Below are 20,161 nucleotides of genomic sequence, written 5' to 3' on the forward strand. Positions count from 1 at the left end.
ACGTCCGGTAGAACGAACACGCGGGGCGACGCGGCGTGTTCGCGATGTAAGGAGTGGACCTGTCCGGTATTCATCCCCCAACAGCCGGATTCCGGCAACGAATCGGAGCACCTCACAGCCCCCTGCGCCCGCTCGTACGGCGCGTTCGTACGTGCGCGCACGAACACACCCGCGCACTCACGCACAAAGCCGCGCTCGCCACCCGCAAGCGCCTGTACACGGGATCGCCCGCGCACGAGGCCCGCACACGGAAGTGCCCGTACACACACCCAGGGCGCGTGTACGGGCACAAGGCCGCGCTGTATCAGTGCAGGTGCTGGTGGAACCGACGTGCCCGGAGGCTGTACGTCAGTAGATGCTCACGCCGTACGCGCTGAGCGCTTCGGGCACCGGCTGGAAGAACGTCGTCCCGCCGCTGCTGCAGTTGCCGCTGCCGCCGGAGGTCAGACCGAGCGCGGTGCTGCCCCGGTAGAGGGGGCCGCCGCTGTCGCCGGGCTCGGCACACACGGTGGTGCGGATGAGGCCGGAGACGATGTCGCCGCCACCGTAGTTGACGGTCGCGTTGAGCCCGGTCACCTGACCGCTGTGGGTGCCGGTGGTGCTGCCGCGCCGGGTCACCGACTGGCCGACGGACGCGTTGCCCGCGCCGGTGATGTCGACGCTGCCCACGGTGCCGGGGTGCGGGACGGAGGAGTTGCTGTAGCGCACGAGCCCGTAGTCGTTGCCGGGGAAGCTGGATCCGGCGGTGGGGCCGATGAGGGTGGTGCGGCTGGAGTTGGTGTACCAGTTGCCGCCGAGGTCGGTGCAGTGTCCCGCGGTCAGCAGGTAGTAGGTGCTTCCGCTGCGGACGTTGAAGCCGGCCGAACAGCGGCCGCCACCGGTGTAGATGGCGTCGCCGCCCGAGAGGAACTTCTTGAACGTGCCTTTGACGCGCTCGATCTCCACCGCGCCCGCGTTGTTGCCCGCGGCGCGCTGGATCTTGGCGATCTCTCCACGTGAGACCCGGCTGTCGACCGCGACGACGAGCTTGTTGCTCTCCTTGTCGACGTGCCACGCCGTGCCCGCCACATCTGCGGCCCGCACGGCGTCACTTGCCGAGCTGAGCTGACTCGCGGTGTAGGTGTGGGGGGACGGAGCTTCTGCGGAGGCCGTGGCCGGTGCGATGAGTGCGCCTGCCGCTGCCATGCCCGACGCGGCGGCGATCAGCCGGTTGCGTCTGCGGCGTGCCATGCTGTCGATGGCTTTTGTGCGTTTGATCCTCACTTTTCCTCCCGTTCAGGGAAAACCAAGCGTGCTCCTGACAAACGCTGAATGGAGTATTCGCAGTGGTTTTCCGGACCCGCAAGGGCGTCTTTCGGACTCCTTGAGTCCAGTTCGCGTGCGGCGCACGCCGTTTGACGCCGGGCGGAGTGGGGAGGAGACGGGCCTGGCCAATCCCTGGCCGGCCCCTGGGTCAACCTGGGAGCACGGCGGGGCGGTCGCTCACTCGGATGTCACCGGCGACCATCCGTCCGGGGGCGGAACGGGACAATGGGGAGCATCCTGCACGCCGTCACCAGCCGTGCAACGCAACCGACCTGACCGAGCGCCACCCTTTTGTGCACCAGAACCGTCACGAATGCCGTGCTGGACGGGTAACCGCTTGGCGCATCATCAGCATCATGGACGACCATAGGGGTTGCGGACCCGCGGCGGAGCGCTGAGAACGGTGGGACACCGCGCAGAGGAGAGGAGGCGTCCATGGGATCGGTGCGCAAGGCGAGTGCCTGGCTGGGCCTCGTCGACGACAGCGAGATGCGGTACTACGACTATGCCGACGGAACGGACGGCCCCGCCGACGGTCCGGAGCCCGGGGACGCCGCACGCGAGCCGTGGGTCACCGACCCCAGAGTCCGCGTCACGGCCGAGACGGCGCAGGACCAGGGCACCAAGATCGCAACGGTCAGCCCGGACTGCTTCCGTGACGCCCGCGGTATCGGCGAACTCTTCCGGGACGGGGTCCCGGTGATCGTGAACCTCACCGCCATGGAATCCGCGGACGCCAAGCGGGTCGTCGACTTCGCGGCGGGGCTGACCTTCGGTCTGCGCGGCTCCATCGAGCGGGTCGCCAACCGCGTCTTCCTGCTGACGCCGCCCGACTACAGCGTCGTCACGAACGAGGACCGCCGCGACCCCGGCGGCTTCTTCAACCAGAGCTGACCGCCGGAGGGGCCACCACGTGGCCCCTCCGGTGCGTCGGCCATCCCCGGGAGGCGGCTATCCCCGGAAGGCGTCCACCCCGGTCAACGCCTTGCCCAGCACCAACTGGTGCATCTCCACGGTCCCCTCGTAGGTGAGCACCGACTCCAGGTTCGTGCTGTGCCGCATCACGGGATACTCCAACGAGATCCCGTTCGCCCCCAGTACGGTCCGCGCGGTGCGGCAGATCTCGATGGCTTCCCGTGTGTTGTTGAGCTTGCCGAAGCTGATCTGCTCCGGCCGCAGCCGCCCCGCGTCCATCCGCCGTCCCAAGTGGTGTGCGAGCAGCACCCCCTTGTGCAGCTCGACCGCCATATCGGCCAGCTTCGCCTGGGTGAGCTGGAAGGCCGCCAGCGGCTTGCCGAACTGCTCCCGCTCGGTGGCGTAGGACAGCGCGGTCTCGAAGCAGGTGCGCGCGGCGCCCATGGAGCCCCACACGATCCCGTACCTGGCATGGCTCAGACAGCTCAGCGGGCCACGCAGCCCCTGCGCGCCGGGCAGTACGGCGTCCGCCGGCAACCGCACCTCGTCGAGTACGAGTTCGCTGGTGACCGAGGCGCGCAGCGACCACTTGTGCTTGATCTCGGGCGCCGAGAAGCCCGGCGTGTCGGTCGGTACGACAAACCCGCGAACGCCCTCGTCGGTACGGGCCCAGACCACGGCGACCCCGGCCACCGAACCGTTGGTGATCCACATCTTGCGGCCGGTGAGCACCCAGTCCGTGCCGTCGCGCTTGGCGTAGGTGCGCATACCGCCCGGGTCGGAGCCGTGGTCGGGCTCGGTCAGCCCGAAGCAGCCGATCACCTCGCCCGTGGCCATGGACGGCAGCCAGCGCTGCTTGTGTTCCTCGCTGCCGAACCGGTGGATGGCGTACATCGCCAGCGACCCCTGTACGGAGACCAGGGAGCGGATACCGGAGTCGGCGGCCTCCAGCTCCAGACAGGCGAGGCCGTACTGCACCGCACTGGCGCCCGCGCAGCCGTAGCCGGTCAGCGACATCCCGAGGGCACCGAGGGAGCCCAGTTCGCGGGCCAGGTCCCGGATACCGGGCAGCTCGCCGCGCTCGTACCAATCGGCGACGTACGGCAGGACGCGGTCGGCCGCCCAGGAGCGCACGGTGTCGCGCACGGCGCGGTCCTCGTCGTCGAGCAGATCGTCGAGTCCCAGCGGGTCGTGCGCGTCGAACGCGGGCAGCGAGCTCATGGGCGGCGCCTTTCGGTGGACAGCTCACGCGAGGTGGAACGCTCACGCGAAGCGGAACGATCACGGCTACCCAGCTGACGCTACGGCTGGGTAACGCCCTGCGACAAGGGGTGCCCGGAGCGTCCCTGCTCTCCCTCGGCCGTGCTGCCGGCGCTGTCCATCCTGCGGGGCAGCCGCAGCGCCGCCAGCGCGCCGAGCAGCAGCAGGCAGGCGCTGACCAGCAACGTCACATGCAGCCCCGTGACGAACGAGGAGCGGGCCGCGGACCGCAGCGCCTCACCGTGGGCGCCGCCGAGCTGACCGGCGACCTCATACGCCTCGCCCAGCGAATGGCCGGCGTCCGCGCCGGTGTCGCCGGGCAGTCCGAGGCGCTGGGCGGCGGCGCGTACGCCCGGGCCGTACGCGGCGTTCATCACGCTGCCCAGCAAGGCGATGCCGATCCCGGCGCCGAGCTGGTAGGCGGTCTCGCCAACGGCGGCCGCGCCGCCGGACTGGCCGGGCGGGGCCTCGCTCAGCATGGACTCGTAACAGCCGAACAGGGTCGTCTCCAGACCGAAGCCCAGCAGCACGAAGCCGCCGATCAGCAGCCCTGGCCGGTCGTGCTGGCCCACACCGGTCAGACACAGCACGGCCAGCGCCGTGACCACGAAGCCGAGCGCGACCATGACACGCGGCCCCAGCAGCGCCAGCAGCCTGGAGCCGATGAGCCCGGCGGCAATCGCGGCGACGGACAGCGGCAGCAGCCGCAGCCCGGTCTCCAGCGGGGAGAGCCCGAGGACGAGCTGGAGGTACTGGGCCGCGATCAGCGCGAGCCCGACCAGGGCCAGCACCGTCAGCACGATGCAGCCGACCGACGTGCCGAAAGCGGCGCGGGTGAGGGTGCCGAAGTCGATCAGCGGGTGGGGGCGCCGCTGCTGGCGGCGTACGAACAGTGTGATCAGTACGGCACCGGCCAGCAGCGGCAGCCAGCACAGCGGCGAGAGCAGTTCGCCGCCGCCGGCCTTCTTGACGCCGAGTATCACCCCGAAGAGGCCGAAGGCGGCCATCATGGCGCCCAGTACGTCCCACGGGCCGTCGCTGCCCTTGGCGGACTCGGGCAGCAGCCACCGCCCCACCGGGAGGCTGGCGGCCATCAGCGGGATGTTGATCAGGAAGACCGAGCCCCACCAGAAGTGCTCCAGCAGCGCCCCGCCCACCAGCGGCCCGACAGCCGCGCCCACCGCGGCGACGGCGCTCCAGATACCGACGGCCAGCGCACGCTCCCGGCGGTCGGGAAAGACCTCCCGGAGTATCGAGAGCGTCGCCGGCATGATCATGGCGCCGCCGACCCCGAGCAGCCCCCGCGCGGCGATCAGTACGGCCGGGGTGTGCGCGTACGCGGCGACGGCGGAGGCCGCGGCGAACAGCGCGTAGCCGAACAGCAGCACCCGGCGGGTGCCGATCCGGTCGCCGAGCGTGCCGAAGAGGATCAGCAGCGAGGCGCACACCAGCGGATAGGTGTCCACGATCCACAGCAGCTCGATCGAGCCGGGCCGCAGATCCTCGGAGACGGCGGGCACGGCGACGTGCAGCACGGTGGCGTCGACGGCCACCAGGAGCAGGCTCGTGCACAGCACGACGAGCACGATCCACCGGTTCACATCGCCCGGCCGCCGCACTCCCGCTCCGCCTTCGGGGACGTCCGCCGCCTGCCGCGATATGGCCGTGGTCGTCCCGGACATGTACGCACCTCCTGTTGCTCTCGCACCCGCGGGGCGGACCGTGGGGGTGGGGGACGGCTGCCCGGGTCGCGGCGACCTGCCCGCGCGCGGCCCGATCGGCGTCGACGTCCGGCCCCGGTGAAGAGGGGCGAGTGCCGGTCAGCGTACGCGAACCGGCGCGGGCGTCCAGCGCTCCCCCATTCAACGGGTGGATCGTCGCCCGTGCATCTGCCCGAGGCACCGCCAACTATGACCGCGATTTTCCAGCGGTTTCCTGGCACAGGCCGTAGCGTCGCGGGTTTCCGGCCCGCTGCCCGCCGCGTCGGGCCGGTGGCCAATAATCGTCCGAATGACTGACCTCGCCGATCCCGGCAAGCCCCAGCCGCGGACCGCCACCGCGCATGCCCGTACGCGAGCCTGGCGGCGGCCCGCCGCCGCGCTGCTGGCGTACGCGGGCGTGCGCGCGCTGGGTCTGGTCGTGCTGGCGGTCTGGAGCGCGGCGCGGGACACGAGCGCGCACAAACTGCTCACGGCCCGCTGGGACTCGCTGTGGTACCTCAGGGTCGCCGACGGCTGGTACGGCTACCAGGTACGGCTGCCGGACGGCGGGGTCCACTCGGATCTGGCGTTCTTCCCGCTGCTGCCGGCGCTGGAGCGCGGGCTGGCCGAGCTCTCGCCGCTGACGGCGCCGGACGCCGGACTGGCGGTGAGCTGGCTCTCCTCGCTGGCGGCGGCCTGGGCGCTGTATCTGACCGGCGCACGGCTGCACGGGCATCGCGCGGGGCTGTGTCTGGCGGTGCTGTGGGCGGCGGTGCCGGTCGGTGTGGTGCAGTCGATGGCCTACAGCGAGTCGCTGTTCACGGCGCTTGCCGCGTGGGCCCTGTGGTCGGTGCTGACCGGTCGCTGGGTGTGGGCCGGAACGCTGGCGGCGCTGGCGGGGCTGACCCGGCCTGTGGGGGCCGCGGTGGTCGCCGCGGTGTGGATCGCGGCACTGCTGGAGCTGCGGCGGGAGCGCCGGGGGCCCGGCGCGCGGATGGCGCTGGGGCTGCTGCTGGCACCGGCAGGCTGGCTCGGGTACGTCGTGTGGGTGGGATTCCGCACCGGAAGCGTCACGGGGTATCTGGACATCCAGGGCCAGTGGGGCAACGGCTTCGACGGCGGCTGGGCGTTCGCCGGGTTCATCTGGGAGAACCTGACGGGCACCGTCGTCGGCGGCCTCGGACTGCTCGCGGGCGTCGCCCTGGTGATCTGGCTGTACGTGCTGTGCGTACGGCAGCGGCAGCCCGCCGCGCTGCTGGTGTACGCGGGCGTCGTGGTGGCCCTCGCGCTGTGCGCCAAGGGGTACTTCGGCTCCAAACCGCGGCTGCTGCTGCCCGCCTATCCGCTGCTGCTCCCCGCGGCGGCCGGGCTGGCCCGGTGGAGTACGGCACGTACGACGGCGACGCTGTGCGCGCTGGCGGCGGCGTCGGCCTGTTACGGGGCGTGGTGGCTCAACGGCACGGGCCCGCCGTGAGATCCGGCGCACGGCGGGCGTACGCGGGTGCACGGGTGCACGGTGCGCGGGGAAAACCGGTCGCGCGACCGGGGAATGGCGGAAATTCGCGCCAACCCACCTGTGACCGAAGTCGCTTCACGGTCCCGTCCGGACAATCAATCGGCCCCGGAATCGTGGGAGATAAACAGAACCTAAGCTTGCGCGGGGCGCTTTTGCACATCACATCGCCATCACAAACGGGCCGCCATCGCCGAACCGGCTCTTCACGCCCGGTAATCTCGATTAGGTGCGTACCGACCGAATCTTCTCCCGGCTGGAGCAGGAGCCTCATCGCCCCCGCGGGCCCTTCCCGCGGATGAGCCCTGTCCGGCTGGGCCTGTTCAGTGCCACGGTCGCCTTCTATCTGGCGATCGTGGTCGCCGTGCTGGGCACGACGTGGCTGGTGCAGCTCGACTGGCAGGTCATGCTCTTCCGCCCGTACAAGCAGTGGCCCGCCATCCACGGCTTCCTGGACGCCTTCGTGGTGCTGGGCCAGCGTGGCCCCACGGCGGTGCTGGTCGCGGCCTGGCTGGGCTGGCGCTCCTGGCGGCAGCGCACGCTGCGGCCGCTGTTGGCGCTGGGACTCGCGCTACTGCTGCTCAATGTGTCGGTCGGCGCCGTCAAGATCGGCCTGGGCCGTCTGGGGCCGCACTACGCGACGGAGGTCGGCTCGGCCGAACTGTGGGCAGGCGGCGATATATTCCCCTCGGGTCACACCGCCAACGCCGTGGTGACCTGGGGCATCCTCGCCTATCTGGCCACCACGCCGCGGGCCCGCCGCTGGCTGTCCGTCGTCGCCGCCGTCTTCGCGCTCGGTGTGGGCGCGACCACCGTCTACCTCGGTACGCACTGGGTGAGCGACGTCCTTCTCGGCTGGGCCGCCGGGCTGCTGATCCTTCTCGGGCTCCCGTGGTGCGAGCCGGCGATCGCACGGGTGGAGGCCCTCGTCTTCGCGCTGCGTGAACGGTTCAGCACGGCGGGCTCGTCGCTGGCGCCCTGCCCCAGCCCCGCCGCCCCGCCCGCCGGGCAGCCGGTCTCCGCGCGGCAGCCACTGGTCGGCGCGCGGGTGCCGGCGCAGGACTCCGGGGGCGGGACGCGTACGGCGCTGCCGCGTACGGCCGACGAGGCACGCGCCCCGGCCTCCTCGCGCTACTGACGCGCGACGGACTCGCACCGCTGACGGCGCCGTCGACGGCCGTCAGCCGGGCCAGCAGCGCACCACCTGGCCGTCCTTGACCGCCAGGTTCAGCCGCCCCGTGACGTACTCCATGGTGATGATCGCGTCCGGATCCAGTTGACGCACACTGGTCCAGCCGCGTTCCCGGGCACGCCGCTCGGCCTCCTGTGCGGCGAGGCCCACATAGCTGTCGGGGTCGTCGTCGGGGGGTCGCGGTACTGCGGATTCCGGTGCCATGGGGCCCACCGTATGCGGACGGCCGCAACAGCCGGAAGTCCCGCCTTCGCTGCGGCGGCGTCACGCTTGCGTCACAACGCTCGGTGCACGCTCCCCCGTTGCCCGCTTCACTCGTACGTGGCTTCCGCACCCCGCCCCGCACGCAATTGAAAAGAATTCCGCATTCCGCTGCCACCGCCGGAATCAACGGCGTTGACGACTGTCTTATGAATTCCGGAACTGCGCGGGAAGAACACCTTAATTCTTTCCGAAGAGTTCTCTCCGGAGAGTGCATTACAGCCCCTCCGGCTCCCGTGCCGCCGGGGGCAGCGAGCGGCCCAGCCGGTCCCGCAGCACACCGACCCACTCGGTCAGCTCCGCCGGTTCGCGTACCTCGAAGTCGAAGCCCAGCATGAGCACATGGACCAGCACCGCGTCCAACGAGACGGCGCCGGTGCGCAGCAGGCAGCTGTGCTCGTCCAGCGGCTCCAGCGTCCCGGCCGACATCGATATCCGCTCCGCCGCCTGCTCCATCGGCGCGTGCAGCAGAAACGTGGCCCGAGCAGGATAGACGCGTGTGGACACGCCCTCCGACACCCATGCGGCCAGATCCTCGGCCGGCGGCGTACGGGGCTCGAAGCGGGGACCGTGCGGCGGGGTGAGCGTGATGCGGTCGGCCCGGAAAGTGCGCCAGTCGTCGCGGTCGGTGTCCCAGCCGACCAGATACCAGCGGCGGTGGGTGGTCACCAGCCGGTGCGGCTCCACGATACGGCGGGAGGGGGAGCCGTCGTTCTTCTCGTACCGGAAGCGCAGCCGTTCGTGGTCGCGGCAGGCGTGGGCGAGCTCGGCCAGCGTGCCGGCGTCGACGGCGGGTCCGCGGTGGGCGCCGACCATCGGGACGGTGAACTCGCTGAGCGCGCCCACCCTGCGGCGCAGCCGGTGCGGGAGGACCTGTTCGAGTTTGACGAGGGCGCGCGCCGACGCGTCGCTGATGCCCTCGACGCCGCCGAGGGCCGCGCCGCGCAGCCCCACGGCGACGGCGACCGCCTCCTCGTCGTCCAGCAGCAGCGGCGGCAGCTGGGCTCCCGCGCCGAGTTGGTAGCCGCCCGCCGTGCCGCTGGTGGAGTGCACGGGGTAGCCCAGCTCGCGCAGCCGGTCGACGTCCCTGCGGACGGTGCGGGGGCTGACGCCGAGCCGCTGGGCGAGGTCGTTGCCCGACCAGTCGCGGTGGGTCTGCAACAGTGAGAGCAGCCGTAGCAGGCGTGCCGAGGTCTCCAGCATGAGCCGAGTCTGGCACTGCTCGCGGACAGCCCGTGTCCGCGAGCGCCGGTCCCATCTCCGCGAGCGCCGGTCCCCCGCCCGCGAGGCCCTCGCCTTCAGGGGCGCGCGGCTGCGTTCCTGTGGTCGATCCGTACGGCCAGATCGTTGTTGAGCGTGTAATAGGGCTTCGCGGTGGCGGTGGGCGACTCGGTCTCCGGTGTCTGCGCGGTGCGCGGTTCGACGGAGTGCGCGGGGTAGGTGAAGATCCGTTTCTTGTCGGGGATGTCGTCCAGGATGCGCGCGATCCGCACCGCCTCCGCCCCCTCCGCGGGGCGCAGCCACAGGTCCCACAACCGGTTCGCGGCCAGCGGCGGGTAGGGCAGTACTGCGGTGAACTCCCGCTGGTCGGGCCTCTCCGCGGCCGCCTCCACGACGACCGGCGCGGTCTCGCCGCGCCGGGGCCACGCCTCCAGCCGTGCGGTGTCCGCCACCTCGGCCCCGTACAGCCGTCCGCTCAGCGTCAGCAGTCCGTCGCTCACCCGCAGCGCGCCCGCCTCGGCGTGCGGCCAGCGCGTCCAGGCACGGATGCTGAGGTTGCCGTGCTTGGTGGCGTACGGGATGCGGACGCCGAGCCTGCCGCGGGTCGCGTGCGGGACGCGGTCGACCAGCGAGCGCAGGTCGTTGACGCCGGGGGACAGTCGGCGCGGGGCGCGGCCGGCGAGCACGAGGAAGACGTTCCAGCGGCCCTCGGGCAGCCGCACGGTGCTGGGCAGCGCGGCGCGCAGCGTGCCGGGTTCGGCCTCCTGCACCGGGGACAGCGGCAGCCGGACCTCCTCCGTCTCGCCCGAGGGGCCCGGACGGCGGCGCAGCAGCAACCCCGCGTCCCCGCCCTGTGCTTCGGCTGCCGGGAGTCTCAGATCGAAGGTGAGGCCCCCTGCGCTGTCGGCGGTGCAGTCGGCTGCCGGGCCGCGCCGGTCGGGCTTGGGGCGCACGGGTTCTCCGGGGTCTGCAGCGGTTCTGTCGTGCTGCTCCCCCGCGGCGGTGGGGAGCGGGGCGAGCGGGCTGTCCGCGGTGCCGGTCGCCCTGGGTGTGGCCTTCTCGGTGGTGCTGCCGCTCATGCTGTGCGTCCTCCCTGGAGCGCTCCCGGCCCGGCGCCGGTGAGTGCGTCCTTGACTGCGTAGGCCCCGCTCAGCAGCGAGGCGCGGGTGCGGTGCAGCCCGCGGCTGCCCTTGCCGACGAGGTCGCGCAGTATCGACTCGTAGCGGGCCCCGATGTGGGCCGGATCGAAGCGCGCGGAGTCGGCGAGCGCTGCCCGGCCCATGCGGCGGCGCAGTTCGTCGTCGTTGATCAGGCCGAGCAGCGCCCCCGCGACGGCGTCCTCGTCGCCCATCGGGACGAGCCGGCCGTCGACGCCCGGGCGGACGATCTCGGCGGGCCCGTGCGGGCAGTCCGTCGCGACGACGGGCAGACCGCAGCGCATGGCCTCGACGATGGTCATCCCGAAGGACTCCAGGCTGGAGGTCACGGCGGCGATCGAGCCCTTGGCCCACTCCGGTTCGATGGGGTGGGTGGGGCCCATCAGGAAGACGTGGTTGTAGAGGTCGAGTTCGTCGATGAGGGTGCGCAGCCCCGGCCGCTCCCGGCCTCCCCCGTAGATCCGCAGCCGCCAGTCGGGCCGCTCGGCCACCACCTTGGCGAAGGCCCGTACCAGCAGGTCGTACCGTTTCGCCGGGGCGAGCCTGCCGGCCGCGACGACCCATTTGCTGTTGCCGTCGGCCGGGGTGACACCGGGCTCGGGCACGCTGTTGGGCACCGCGTCTATCCGCACGCCGGGCAGCCGCAGCAGTCGTCGGTAGTCGGCGGCGTCGGCCTCGGTGACGGTGGTCAGCGCGTCGAGCCGAGGGTAGACGCTGCGCAGTACGAGCTTCAGACGGCGGGAGTGGGTCGCGAGGGTGAGGTGCTCCTGGCCCACCCGTACGGGTCCGCGTCTGGTCTGGCGCGCGATGTGGGTGTTGAGGCCCGGCCGGGTGCCGATGACGACGTCCGCCTCGGTGCTGCCCAGGTGTTCCCCGATGAGGCGGTCGGTCAGCGCGCTGTACATCGGGTACTTGCCGTCGGCCTCCGGGAAGACCCGGGCGGGCAGCGTGTGTTCGGCGCCCAGGCTCTCCGGTGAGCGCACCCCGCGGGTGTCCACGAGGTGACGCAGCTTCACCCCGGGGCCTGGATCGAAGACGGGCCGGTCCCTGGTCCGGAACACCGAGACCACCTCGACGTCATGGTGTTCGGCCAGACTGCGGGCCAGGTTGTAGGTGGTACGGACGGTTCCCCCGATGGCGTACCCGTTGTGGAGCAAAAAGGAAATGTGCATTTTACCCGAGTCCCACGCATCCTCGCGGTCAGTCCCCCTCTGTCCGCCTGTCACCGAGCTAGACCGTTAAGTACCAGGGAGGGTTGGGCACATTGAGCGGGTTGTTTCAGAAGAGTTCTGAATGGTTTTACTTCTGTGACCCTGTGTTGGGAACCTTTTCGATACCTGAAACGTTCGGGATCCGATACGAACAAGCGACGGCCCCGTCAGGCAACTGCCTGACGGGGCCGCTCAGCTCTGCGAGCCATACGCAGCTCAGACGTTGAGCTTCTGGCCCGCGAGGATCAGGTCGGGGTCGCCCCCGATGACGTCCTTGTTGGCGCTGTAGATGTCCTTCCAGCTCTTCCCGTGCGCGTCGGCGATCGAGCCGAGGGTGTCGCCGGTCTTCACCGTGTAGTTGCCGGAGCCACCGCGTGCGGAGCCGCGGTTGGGGTGGGTGGCGGGACGGTCGTCCGACCCGGACCCGGCCTGCGGCGCGGACTGCTGTCCGCCCCCCTGTTCGCCGCCCTGTCCGGACTGCGCAGGCCCGGGGGCCGGCTGGGACGTCTGCGGCGGGGTGCCGGAGGCTCCCGCCTTCGCCGAGCAGCTGGGCCAGGCGCCCCAGCCCTGAGCCCGCTGCACCTTGGTGGCGACAGCGATCTGCTGCGCCTTGCTGGCCTTGTCTGCGGTGGGCGCGTAGGCGCCACCGCCGTACGCCTTCCAGGTGCCGGCCGAGAACTGGAGACCACCGTAGTAACCGTTGCCGGTGCTGGTCTGCCAGTTCCCTCCGCTCTCGCACTGTGCGATGCGGTCCCACACTCCGTCGTTCGACGCCGCCGAGGCCGTCGGAGCCGTGGCGGCGAGCAGGGCGAGCGGGGCGGCGAGGCCGGCACCCGTGAGCACTGCTGTACGACGCTTGGACAAATCAAACCCTCTCCACGAACCCGGGAAACCCCCTGTCTCCCCCCGTGTGGGCGAGTGCGGTCGGCGCATCGGGCGCCCGCACTCGGCTCCACGTGTCCCGGGTGGTGCTCGTTGCACCGTCGTGGAATGTAGAGAGCACCTCGCCCGGGTTTCAACCAGAACCTTGTCTTTGCAGGCCATGCCCTGGTTACCGGGTATAACATCAGTTTTAGGACACCCCCCAAACCACCGTATTCCGGGCAGTAGTTGACAGCTCGGCCCGCTTCTTGTGAGTCACTTCACCCCTCGAACTTCCTTGCCATTGCCAGTTATTGACGGGACGTGAACTCTTCCCCCACCTGCGTGACCGATTACGTACGAATCGGGGACGCGCGCAGGCGCACGCGCGTGACCGTGACCACAGATCACCCGTTGTCCAGGCGAACAGGAACCCAAAGCCAGGAGCTCCCGTGCCCCCCATGCTCGATGTCAGCGACGCCGTACGCGCCGAGATCGGCGAAGCAGAAGCCGACAGGCTGCTCGCCGGAGAGAACGCCCCAGGAGACTACGACTGCACCTCGTGCCGCACCCGGGGCAACACCGAACGGGAGCGCACCAGCACCGTGCTGTTCATCGGTGAGGAGACCGCCGTCCTCGCCTTCGCGCACGCGGCGTGCATCCCCTCCCAGGTCGTGACCGTCACCGAGGACCAGCTCCAGGGCGCCGTGCGTTCCATCACGGCGAGCGAGACCGCCCCACCGGCCGGACACACCGAGCCGCCGCCCGCGCCCTCTCCCGCCGCCCCGGCTCCCGCCGTTCCCTCCCCGGCCGCTCCCCCGCCCCCCGCCCCCTCCCGCCCGGCGGTGCCCGACACCGGGCCGCGCCAGGCAGTGCTCGGGGTCACCTGTGGGCAGGTCCTCATCGACGACACCGCGCACCCCGCCATCGTCGTCGAGCCCACCGGGCCCATCGCGCGCCCCGGTTCGGACGGGCCGGGTGACGACTTCCTCCCGCTGCTGATCGAGCAGGGCTTCATGCCCGTCACCGAAGTCGGCCGGCTGCCCGCACCGGTGGCCGGCTGGTCGGTGCTGGTGGCCATGGGGCAGCTGCACGCCATCTTCCAGCCACCCGCCTCACCGGGCGGCCAGCCGGTCGCCTGGTGGCAGGCGCACCAGCCGCTCGCCGTCACCGAGGGCTGGCGCACGGCGGCGGCCAAGAGCCACACCGTGGTGGTCTACGCGGCACCAGCGGGCTCCATCGGCCCACAGCCCCGCGAGGACCTGATGCGCGAGGCGCTGGAGAAGGCGGCGGCAAGCGGCGTCCTGGTCGCCGGCACCATGCCGCTGACGGGCACATGAGCCGCCCACAGCCGCCGCGCCCGAACCGCCCCCGGCCGCAGGGGGCGGCCGGGGGCGAGAGCGTGCACCAGCAGAGCAAGTACGAACAGGGACAACCTGTGCGATCCGGTCATTCGTCGCACGGGCCCGCATCCGGGGCGCCGCACGGTCGTTGGGCAGACGTGCAGCAATACGAGCCTCTCCGAGCCCACCACTCCCACCTCGGCCACGGGCGCGCCGTGAGCGCGGCCGGCGCCCCGGCGGTCCCCCGGATGCGGACACCGCACAGCTCGTCCACGGAAGGGTCCACACCCATCTACGACTCGCTGTACGCGGAGTACCGCAGACTCTTCCGGGCACTGCCCGGCGACCGTACCGGCGAGGAGGAGCTGCGCTTCGAGGGGTTCGGCACGGTGCACGGCACGGGGACGGGATCCTGGGGCGACCAGGAGCAGCCGGCCTGGCAGACCCCTTCCTGGCATCTGCCTGCGCTGCCACCCGCGCCCCGCCACGGCCACCACCACTGAGCCGCCCCGGCGGGGGGCTTGGTCTCGAAGCCCCGGCCGGGCGGGCCGTGCCGGGGCTACTTCTTGCGGCCGCGCTTCTCGCGCACCCGTACCGAGATCTGCACCGGCGTCCCCTCGAAGCCGAACTCCTCGCGCAGCCGCCGCTCCACGAACCGCCGGTAGCCGGCCTCCAGGAAGCCGGAGGCGAACAGCACGAACCGCGGCGGCCGGGTCCCGGCCTGGGTGCCGAAGAGGATGCGGGGCTGCTTGCCGCCGCGCACCGGGTGCGGGTGCGAGGCGACGATCTCGCCGAGAAAAGCGTTCAGCTTGCCCGTCGGGACCCGCGTCTCCCAGCTCTCCAGCGCGGTCTCGATGGCCGGGACCAGCTTCTCCATATGCCGCCCGGTGCGTGCCGAGACGTTGACCCGCGGCGCCCAGCGCACCTGGACGAGTTCCTGTTCGATCTCCCGCTCCAGGTAGTAGCGGCGCTCCTCGTCCAGGGTGTCCCACTTGTTGTACGCCAGCACCACGGCCCGGCCGGAGTCGACAGCCATGGTGATGATGCGCAGGTCCTGCACGCTGATCGACTCGCTGACGTCGATCAGTACGACCGCGACCTCGGCCTTCTCCAGCGCCGCCGCGGTGCGCAGCGAGGCGTAGTAGTCGGCGCCCTCGGTCATGTGGACCCGCCGCCTGATGCCCGCCGTGTCGACGAACTTCCAGGTCCTGCCGCCGAGTTCGATCAGCTCGTCCACCGGGTCGCGGGTGGTGCCCGCCTGCTCGTTGACGACGACGCGCTCCTCGCCCGCCACCTTGTTCAGCAGGGAGGACTTGCCGACGTTGGGCCGGCCGATGAGCGCGACCCGGCGCGGCCCGCCCAGCGGGGTGCCGCCGAAGGTCTGCCGGGGCGCCTCCGGCAGCACCTTGAGGACCTCGTCCAGCATGTCGCCCGTACCGCGCCCGTGCAGTGCCGAGACGGGGTACGGCTCGCCCAGGCCCAGCGACCACAGATAGGCGGCGTCCGCCTCGCCCGAAGGGCCGTCGACCTTGTTGGCGCACAGCACCACCGGCTTGCCCGCGCGGCGCAGCAGCTTGACGACGGCCTCGTCGGTGTCGGTGGCGCCCACCATGGCGTCAACCACGAACACCACGGCGTCGGCGGCCTCGACGGCGAACTCGGCCTGCGCCGCGACGGAGGCGTCGATACCGAGGACGTCCTGCTCCCAGCCGCCGGTGTCGACGACCTTGAAGCGGCGGCCCGCCCACTCGGCCTCGTAGGTGACCCGGTCCCTGGTCACTCCTGGGCGGTCCTCCACGACAGCCTCGCGGCGGCCGATGATCCGGTTCACCAGCGTCGACTTGCCGACATTGGGGCGGCCGACGACAGCGAGCACCGGCAGCGGACCGTGCCCCGCCTCGCCGAGCGCGCCCTCGACCTCCTCCTGGTCGAAGCCCTCCTCGGCGGCGAGCTCCATGAACTCGGCGAACTCGGCGTCACCCAGCTCGCCGTGGACGTGCTCGGTGCCGTCGTCGGCGGGGTGCATCTGGTCGTTCATGACGTCTCGTCCTCGTCGTTCAGCGGGTCTGATCAGCTGCTGCCGGTGCCGCGGCTGCTGGTGCGGGTGGTACGGGTCAGCGGCCGGTGAGCCGCCTGGCGTCGGTCAGGTGCCCGGCGAGCCGCTCCTGGAGCCGTACGGTGGCCTCGTCCAGCGCCTTCCTGGTCCGGCGCCCGGATCCGTCGCCCACGGTGAACGGGTCGCCGAAGACCACATCGACCCGGCTGCGCAGCGGCGGCAGCGCCCGTATCACCCGGCTCGGGCGGTCCGAGCTGCCGAGCACCGCGACCGGGACGACGGGCGCACCGGAGCGCAGCGCGAAGTAGGCGAGACCGCCCCGCAGCGCCGCGAAGTCGCCCTCGCCCCTGGTGCCCTCGGGGAAGATTCCCAGCACCCCGCCCTGCTCCAGCACGGCCAGCGCGCCGGTGACCGCCGTACGGTCGGCGGTGCTGCGGTCGACCTTGAGCTGGCCGATGCCGCGCAGGAACGGGTCGAGCGGCCCGATGAACGCCTCTTTCTTGATCAGGAAGTGCACCGGCCGGGGCGCCGTGCCCATCAGCATGGGTCCGTCGATGTTGTGCGCGTGGTTGACCGCCAGGATCACCGGCCCTCTCGGCGGCACCCGCCAGGCACCCAGCACCCGGGGCCGCCACAGGCCGTACATCAGCCCGATGCCGATCCGGCGGCCGACAGCGGCGCCCCGCTCGCTCGCAGCGGAGTCGGTTCCCGTCACCTGGCTGCCTTCTCCATGTTCTCCGCAGGGCCGGCCTTGTCCGCCGCGGCCTTCTCCACGAGCGTGACGATGCACTCGACGACCTGCTCCAGGGACAGCTCGGTGGTGTCCACCTCGACGGCGTCGTCGGCCTTCTTCAGCGGGGAGGTCTTACGGCTGGAGTCCGCCTTGTCCCGCGCGGCCAGCGCCTGCTGGGTGGCGGCCAGGTCGCTGACGGGCTTGCCATCGGCGGACTTCAGCTCGCCGTTGCGGCGGGCGGCCCTGGCCTCGGCCGAGGCGGTGAGGAAGACCTTCAGATCGGCGTCGGGCAGCACGGTGGTACCGATGTCCCGGCCCTCGACGACGATGCCGCCCCGCGCCTCGGCCGCGATGGTCCGCTGCAACTCGGTGATCCGCTCCCGGACCTCGGGCACCGCGCTGACCGCGCTGACCGCCGCGGTGACCTCCGGGGTACGGATCGGGCCCGAGGCGTCCACGCCGTCGGCGGAGATCGCCGGGGCCAGCGGGTCGGTGCCCGAGACGATGCTGGGCTTCCCCGCGGCCGCCGCGATGGCTTCCGGGTCGGCCACATCGACGCCGTTGTTCAGCATCCACCAGGTGATCGCCCGGTACTGCGCGCCGGTGTCGAGGTAGCTCAGCCCCAGCTGGGCCGCGACGGCCTTGGAGGTGCTCGACTTGCCCGTGCCGGAGGGGCCGTCGATGGCGACAATCACTGCCGGGGTTGCAGACACGGTTGTGGGCACCTTTCGTGGGTCTGGAGCTCTCGGCGCGCGGCGGCGCACGGGGACGGACGGGACCGGCCGGGTCCCCGCACAAGGCTACCGGCTGCCACGGTCGTGTCAGGCCCCGCGTTCGAGGCGGGGCCCTCCCTCCAGCTTGCCGCGTGCCGAGGCGGCACGGTGCCCTGCGTTTGGGCCGTCTCCGCGGGTCTTGCCCCGTCCCTCTCGTGTGCTGGCCACGGGGTGCCCCTGCCTGTCGTCCGCAGGCTGCGGGTTTCGTTGTGGCTGGTGGGGGCACCTCCCGGCCGGAGGCTGGGGGAGCAGTTCCCCGCGCCCCTTCGGGGCGCGCCAGCCCCGCCCGCCCGTGGTCACTGGCGCAGGGACCAGCCGCGCTCGCGCAGTACCTGCTCCAGCACCGGCACGGCGCCCGGCTCCACCATGAGCTGCATACGACCGGCCTGCTGCCCGGTCGCGTGCTCGATACGGACGTCCTCGATGTTGACGCCCACCGAGCCGGCGTCGGCGAAGATCCTGGCCAGCTGGCCAGGACGGTCGCTGATCAGCACCGTCACCGTCTCGTAGACGGCCGGTGCCTGGCCGTGCTTGCCAGGGACCCGGGCCCGCCCCGCGTTGCCGCGGCGCAGCAGCGCCTCGACGCCCGCCGCGCCGCTGGCCCGCTTGGTCTCGTCCGCCGAGTCCAGCTCGCGCAGCGCCCGCACCGCAGTCTCCAGGTCGCCGGCCACCTCCGCGAGGATGTCGGCGACCGGCCCCGGGTTGGCGGACAGGATGTCCACCCACATCCCCGGGTCGGAGCCCGCGATCCGGGTCACGTCCCGGATGCCCTGGCCGCACAGGCGTACGTCCGTCTCGGCGGCCTCCTCCAGCCGCGCGGCCACCAGGGTGGAGAGCAGCTGCGGGGTGTGCGAGACGAGCGCCACAGCCCGGTCGTGCGCGTCCGCGTCCATCACCACCGGTACGGCCCCGCACAGCGCGATCAGCTCCAGCGCGAGGTTGAGCACCTCCGTGTCGGTGCCCTGGGTGGTGTCGGTGCCCTGGGTGGGGGTGAGCACCCAGGGCCGCCCCTCGAAAAGGTCGGCCGTCGCGGCGAGCGGGCCCGACTGCTCACGGCCCGACATCGGGTGGCTGCCCAGGTACGTCCTCAGATCGCCGCCCCGCTCGATCAGCTCCCGGCGCGGCCCGCCCTTGACGCTGCCCACGTCGATGACCCCGCGTGCCAGCCCCCGGCGCTGCACGTCGGCCACCGTCGCCGCCAGGTGCGCGGGCGGTACGGCCACGATCGCCAGGTCCACGGGCGAGCCCGGCGCGGGCTCCCCCTCCGTCCCGGCGCCCAGCGCGGCGGCCGTACGGGCCCGCTCCGGGTCACGGTCGCTGAGGTGCACCTTGACTCCCCGTACGGAGAGGGCCAGCGCGGCCGAGGTGCCGATGAGTCCCGTGCCGAGCACGAGGGCGGTGCGCATTGCTGAGCGACGTCCTTACTGGGCGATGTCCTTGCGGAGTGCGGCGGCTGCGCCCAGGTAGACGTGGTTGATGCCGGACCTGGGCAGCTCGGTCTCCGTGTGAGCCAGGATACGGACCACCCGGGGCATCGCACCCGCGATCTCGAGCTCCTGCGCGCAGATGAGGGGCACGTCGACGAGGCCCAGCTTGCGGGCCGCGGCGGCGGGGAAGTCGCTGTGCAGGTCCGGGGTGGCCGTGAACCAGATGCTGATCAGGTCCTCTTTGGTCAGGTTGTTGCGCTCCAGCACCGTGGTCAGCAGTTCGCCGACGCGCTCGCTCATGTGCTCCGCGTCGTCCCGGTCCAGCTGCACCGCGCCGCGCACCGCGCGCACTGCTCGTTCCGCCACCGCCGCTCCTCGTCCTTGCCGGGTGCCTGTGCCTCTGTCTGTGCCTGTGCCTGCCGCTGCCTGGCCGGGTCAGGGTAGGTACGGCCACGCGCGGATGTCCGGGCCGACCGCCCAGTGAGACGGTACAAGTGGAGGCATGCTCTTCCACGTGGTCCCGCTCGACGACTGGTTGCTGGCCCCTGACCGCCCGTACGCGCCGCGGGCGCTGGCCGAGGACGGGTTCATTCCGTGCACGACCGACGAGGGGCTGGCGCTGGCCGTCGCCGACGCGCATTTTCGGGATGCCGTCGGTCCTGTGATGGCCCTCATGATCGATGAGCGCCGGCTGGACGCGCGCGTTTGCTGGGAGCCGGGGCCTCGCATTCATGGGCGGGTCAATCGGTCTGCGGTGGCCGGCATGCTCGAAGTTCGCCGCGACCCCAATGGTCGAGCCCTCGACCTCGCCCTGTGGTCCTGAGGGCCCACAGGGCGAGAGGGGGCGCGGGTGGGGGTGACGGTGCGGGGTGGTGGGGGCGCCGGTGTGGGTGGCGGCGCTGGGAGGGTGGGTTTGGTGGCGGCGCTGGGTGGGTGGGGTGATGTGGCTCGGGTGGGTGGGGGTAGTGGCGGTGCGGGGTGGGTGGGGGTTCGTGGTGGCGTGGGTGGGTGGGGGTGGTGGCCTGGGGTGGGTGGGGTTGGGGGCGGCTCCCCCCGCCTGCCGCCGGGACGGCTGCTTGTGGGGGCACGCCCCCTTTCGTTTTCGGCTGCCGCCGACAGGTCGTGTCGGGGGGCTCCGCCCCCCAACAGCCCCCCGCTAGGTGGGCTTCGCCCCCCTAGGACCCCCCTTCCGCAAGGCCTTGAGCCATTGACGTAAGAGCCGTCCGCTTCAGG

Annotated in this window: 19 protein-coding genes; 6 read left to right on the plus strand and 13 right to left on the minus strand. The window is 71.8% G+C overall.

Annotated features, from left to right (window positions below; all coding sequences use genetic code 11):
- Positions 1–348: 348 nt before the first annotated feature.
- Positions 349–1,263, minus strand: coding sequence for a S1 family peptidase (locus tag ACQEU8_RS25180; RefSeq protein ID WP_433104850.1), 915 nt, complete (start codon positions 1,261–1,263; stop codon positions 349–351).
- Between the two features lie 477 nt (positions 1,264–1,740).
- Here ACQEU8_RS25180 and ACQEU8_RS25185 point away from each other — a divergent pair, with 477 nt between their 5' ends.
- Positions 1,741–2,199, plus strand: a complete 459-nt coding sequence (locus tag ACQEU8_RS25185) for a cell division protein SepF (RefSeq protein ID WP_433104852.1) — start codon at positions 1,741–1,743, stop codon at positions 2,197–2,199.
- A gap of 57 nt (positions 2,200–2,256) precedes the next feature.
- On the opposite strand, the gene ACQEU8_RS25190 is transcribed toward ACQEU8_RS25185, so the two are convergent.
- Together ACQEU8_RS25190 and ACQEU8_RS25195 are read right to left on the minus strand one after the other, a co-directional pair.
- Positions 2,257–3,441, minus strand: a complete 1,185-nt coding sequence (locus ACQEU8_RS25190; RefSeq protein ID WP_433104854.1) for an acyl-CoA dehydrogenase family protein — start codon at positions 3,439–3,441, stop codon at positions 2,257–2,259.
- 80 nt (positions 3,442–3,521) lie between these two features.
- Positions 3,522–5,162 carry an MFS transporter gene (locus ACQEU8_RS25195; RefSeq protein ID WP_433104856.1) on the minus strand — a complete coding sequence of 547 codons (1,641 nt, stop codon included), beginning with the start codon at positions 5,160–5,162 and terminating at the stop codon, positions 3,522–3,524.
- 328 nt (positions 5,163–5,490) lie between these two features.
- Between ACQEU8_RS25195 and ACQEU8_RS25200 the strand changes: the two genes are divergently transcribed.
- Complete coding sequence (locus tag ACQEU8_RS25200) at positions 5,491–6,654, plus strand: glycosyltransferase family 39 protein (protein WP_433104858.1); 1,164 nt, start codon at positions 5,491–5,493, stop codon at positions 6,652–6,654.
- Positions 6,655–6,922: 268 nt separating this feature from the next.
- Positions 6,923–7,831 carry a phosphatase PAP2 family protein gene (locus tag ACQEU8_RS25205; protein ID WP_433104860.1) on the plus strand — a complete coding sequence of 303 codons (909 nt, stop codon included), beginning with the start codon at positions 6,923–6,925 and terminating at the stop codon, positions 7,829–7,831.
- A 42-nt stretch (positions 7,832–7,873) separates the two neighbouring features.
- Here the strand turns inward: ACQEU8_RS25205 and ACQEU8_RS25210 are convergent, their stop codons facing one another.
- The 5 genes from ACQEU8_RS25210 to ACQEU8_RS25230 form a co-directional block, all read right to left on the minus strand.
- Positions 7,874–8,089, minus strand: a complete 216-nt coding sequence (locus tag ACQEU8_RS25210) for an I78 family peptidase inhibitor (RefSeq protein WP_433104862.1) — start codon at positions 8,087–8,089, stop codon at positions 7,874–7,876.
- Between the two features lie 273 nt (positions 8,090–8,362).
- On the minus strand, positions 8,363–9,349 hold the full coding sequence (locus ACQEU8_RS25215) for a helix-turn-helix transcriptional regulator (RefSeq protein ID WP_433104864.1): 987 nt from the start codon (positions 9,347–9,349) through the stop codon (positions 8,363–8,365).
- A gap of 95 nt (positions 9,350–9,444) precedes the next feature.
- A complete protein-coding gene (locus tag ACQEU8_RS25220) occupies positions 9,445–10,446 on the minus strand; it encodes a hypothetical protein (RefSeq protein WP_433104866.1) in 1,002 nt (333 codons plus the stop codon).
- A complete protein-coding gene (locus tag ACQEU8_RS25225) occupies positions 10,443–11,696 on the minus strand; it encodes a glycosyltransferase family 4 protein (protein ID WP_433104868.1) in 1,254 nt (417 codons plus the stop codon). The genes ACQEU8_RS25220 and ACQEU8_RS25225 overlap by 4 nt, the downstream gene beginning before the upstream one ends.
- A 255-nt stretch (positions 11,697–11,951) precedes the next feature.
- The gene (locus ACQEU8_RS25230) at positions 11,952–12,599 is read right to left on the minus strand and encodes a transglycosylase family protein (protein ID WP_433104870.1); all 648 of its coding nucleotides are present in this window, start codon (positions 12,597–12,599) and stop codon (positions 11,952–11,954) included.
- Between the two features lie 458 nt (positions 12,600–13,057).
- Between ACQEU8_RS25230 and ACQEU8_RS25235 the strand changes: the two genes are divergently transcribed.
- Positions 13,058–13,936, plus strand: a complete 879-nt coding sequence (locus ACQEU8_RS25235) for a hypothetical protein (protein ID WP_433108699.1) — start codon at positions 13,058–13,060, stop codon at positions 13,934–13,936.
- A 251-nt stretch (positions 13,937–14,187) separates the two neighbouring features.
- Positions 14,188–14,442 (plus strand): hypothetical protein, encoded by a 255-nt coding sequence (locus tag ACQEU8_RS25240; RefSeq protein ID WP_433108701.1) that lies wholly within the window; start codon positions 14,188–14,190, stop codon positions 14,440–14,442.
- A 56-nt stretch (positions 14,443–14,498) separates the two neighbouring features.
- Here the strand turns inward: ACQEU8_RS25240 and der are convergent, their stop codons facing one another.
- From der to aroH, 5 genes are all read right to left on the minus strand, one after another.
- Positions 14,499–15,977, minus strand: coding sequence for a ribosome biogenesis GTPase Der (der, locus tag ACQEU8_RS25245; protein WP_433104872.1), 1,479 nt, complete (start codon positions 15,975–15,977; stop codon positions 14,499–14,501).
- A 76-nt stretch (positions 15,978–16,053) separates the two neighbouring features.
- Complete coding sequence (locus ACQEU8_RS25250) at positions 16,054–16,710, minus strand: lysophospholipid acyltransferase family protein (protein ID WP_433104874.1); 657 nt, start codon at positions 16,708–16,710, stop codon at positions 16,054–16,056.
- Positions 16,707–17,441, minus strand: a complete 735-nt coding sequence (gene cmk, locus ACQEU8_RS25255) for a (d)CMP kinase (RefSeq protein ID WP_433104876.1) — start codon at positions 17,439–17,441, stop codon at positions 16,707–16,709. Before cmk ends, ACQEU8_RS25250 begins: the two co-directional genes overlap by 4 nt.
- A gap of 356 nt (positions 17,442–17,797) precedes the next feature.
- Positions 17,798–18,907 carry a prephenate dehydrogenase gene (locus ACQEU8_RS25260; RefSeq protein ID WP_433104878.1) on the minus strand — a complete coding sequence of 370 codons (1,110 nt, stop codon included), beginning with the start codon at positions 18,905–18,907 and terminating at the stop codon, positions 17,798–17,800.
- A gap of 15 nt (positions 18,908–18,922) precedes the next feature.
- Positions 18,923–19,294 carry a chorismate mutase gene (aroH, locus tag ACQEU8_RS25265; RefSeq protein WP_433104880.1) on the minus strand — a complete coding sequence of 124 codons (372 nt, stop codon included), beginning with the start codon at positions 19,292–19,294 and terminating at the stop codon, positions 18,923–18,925.
- 136 nt (positions 19,295–19,430) lie between these two features.
- On the opposite strand from aroH, the gene ACQEU8_RS25270 reads away from it, so the two are divergent.
- Positions 19,431–19,751, plus strand: coding sequence for a DUF952 domain-containing protein (locus tag ACQEU8_RS25270; RefSeq protein WP_433104882.1), 321 nt, complete (start codon positions 19,431–19,433; stop codon positions 19,749–19,751).
- Positions 19,752–20,161: the final 410 nt, after the last annotated feature.

This window comes from Streptomyces sp. CA-250714 (assembly GCF_050936705.1).
Classification (GTDB): Bacteria; Actinomycetota; Actinomycetes; order Streptomycetales; family Streptomycetaceae; genus Streptomyces.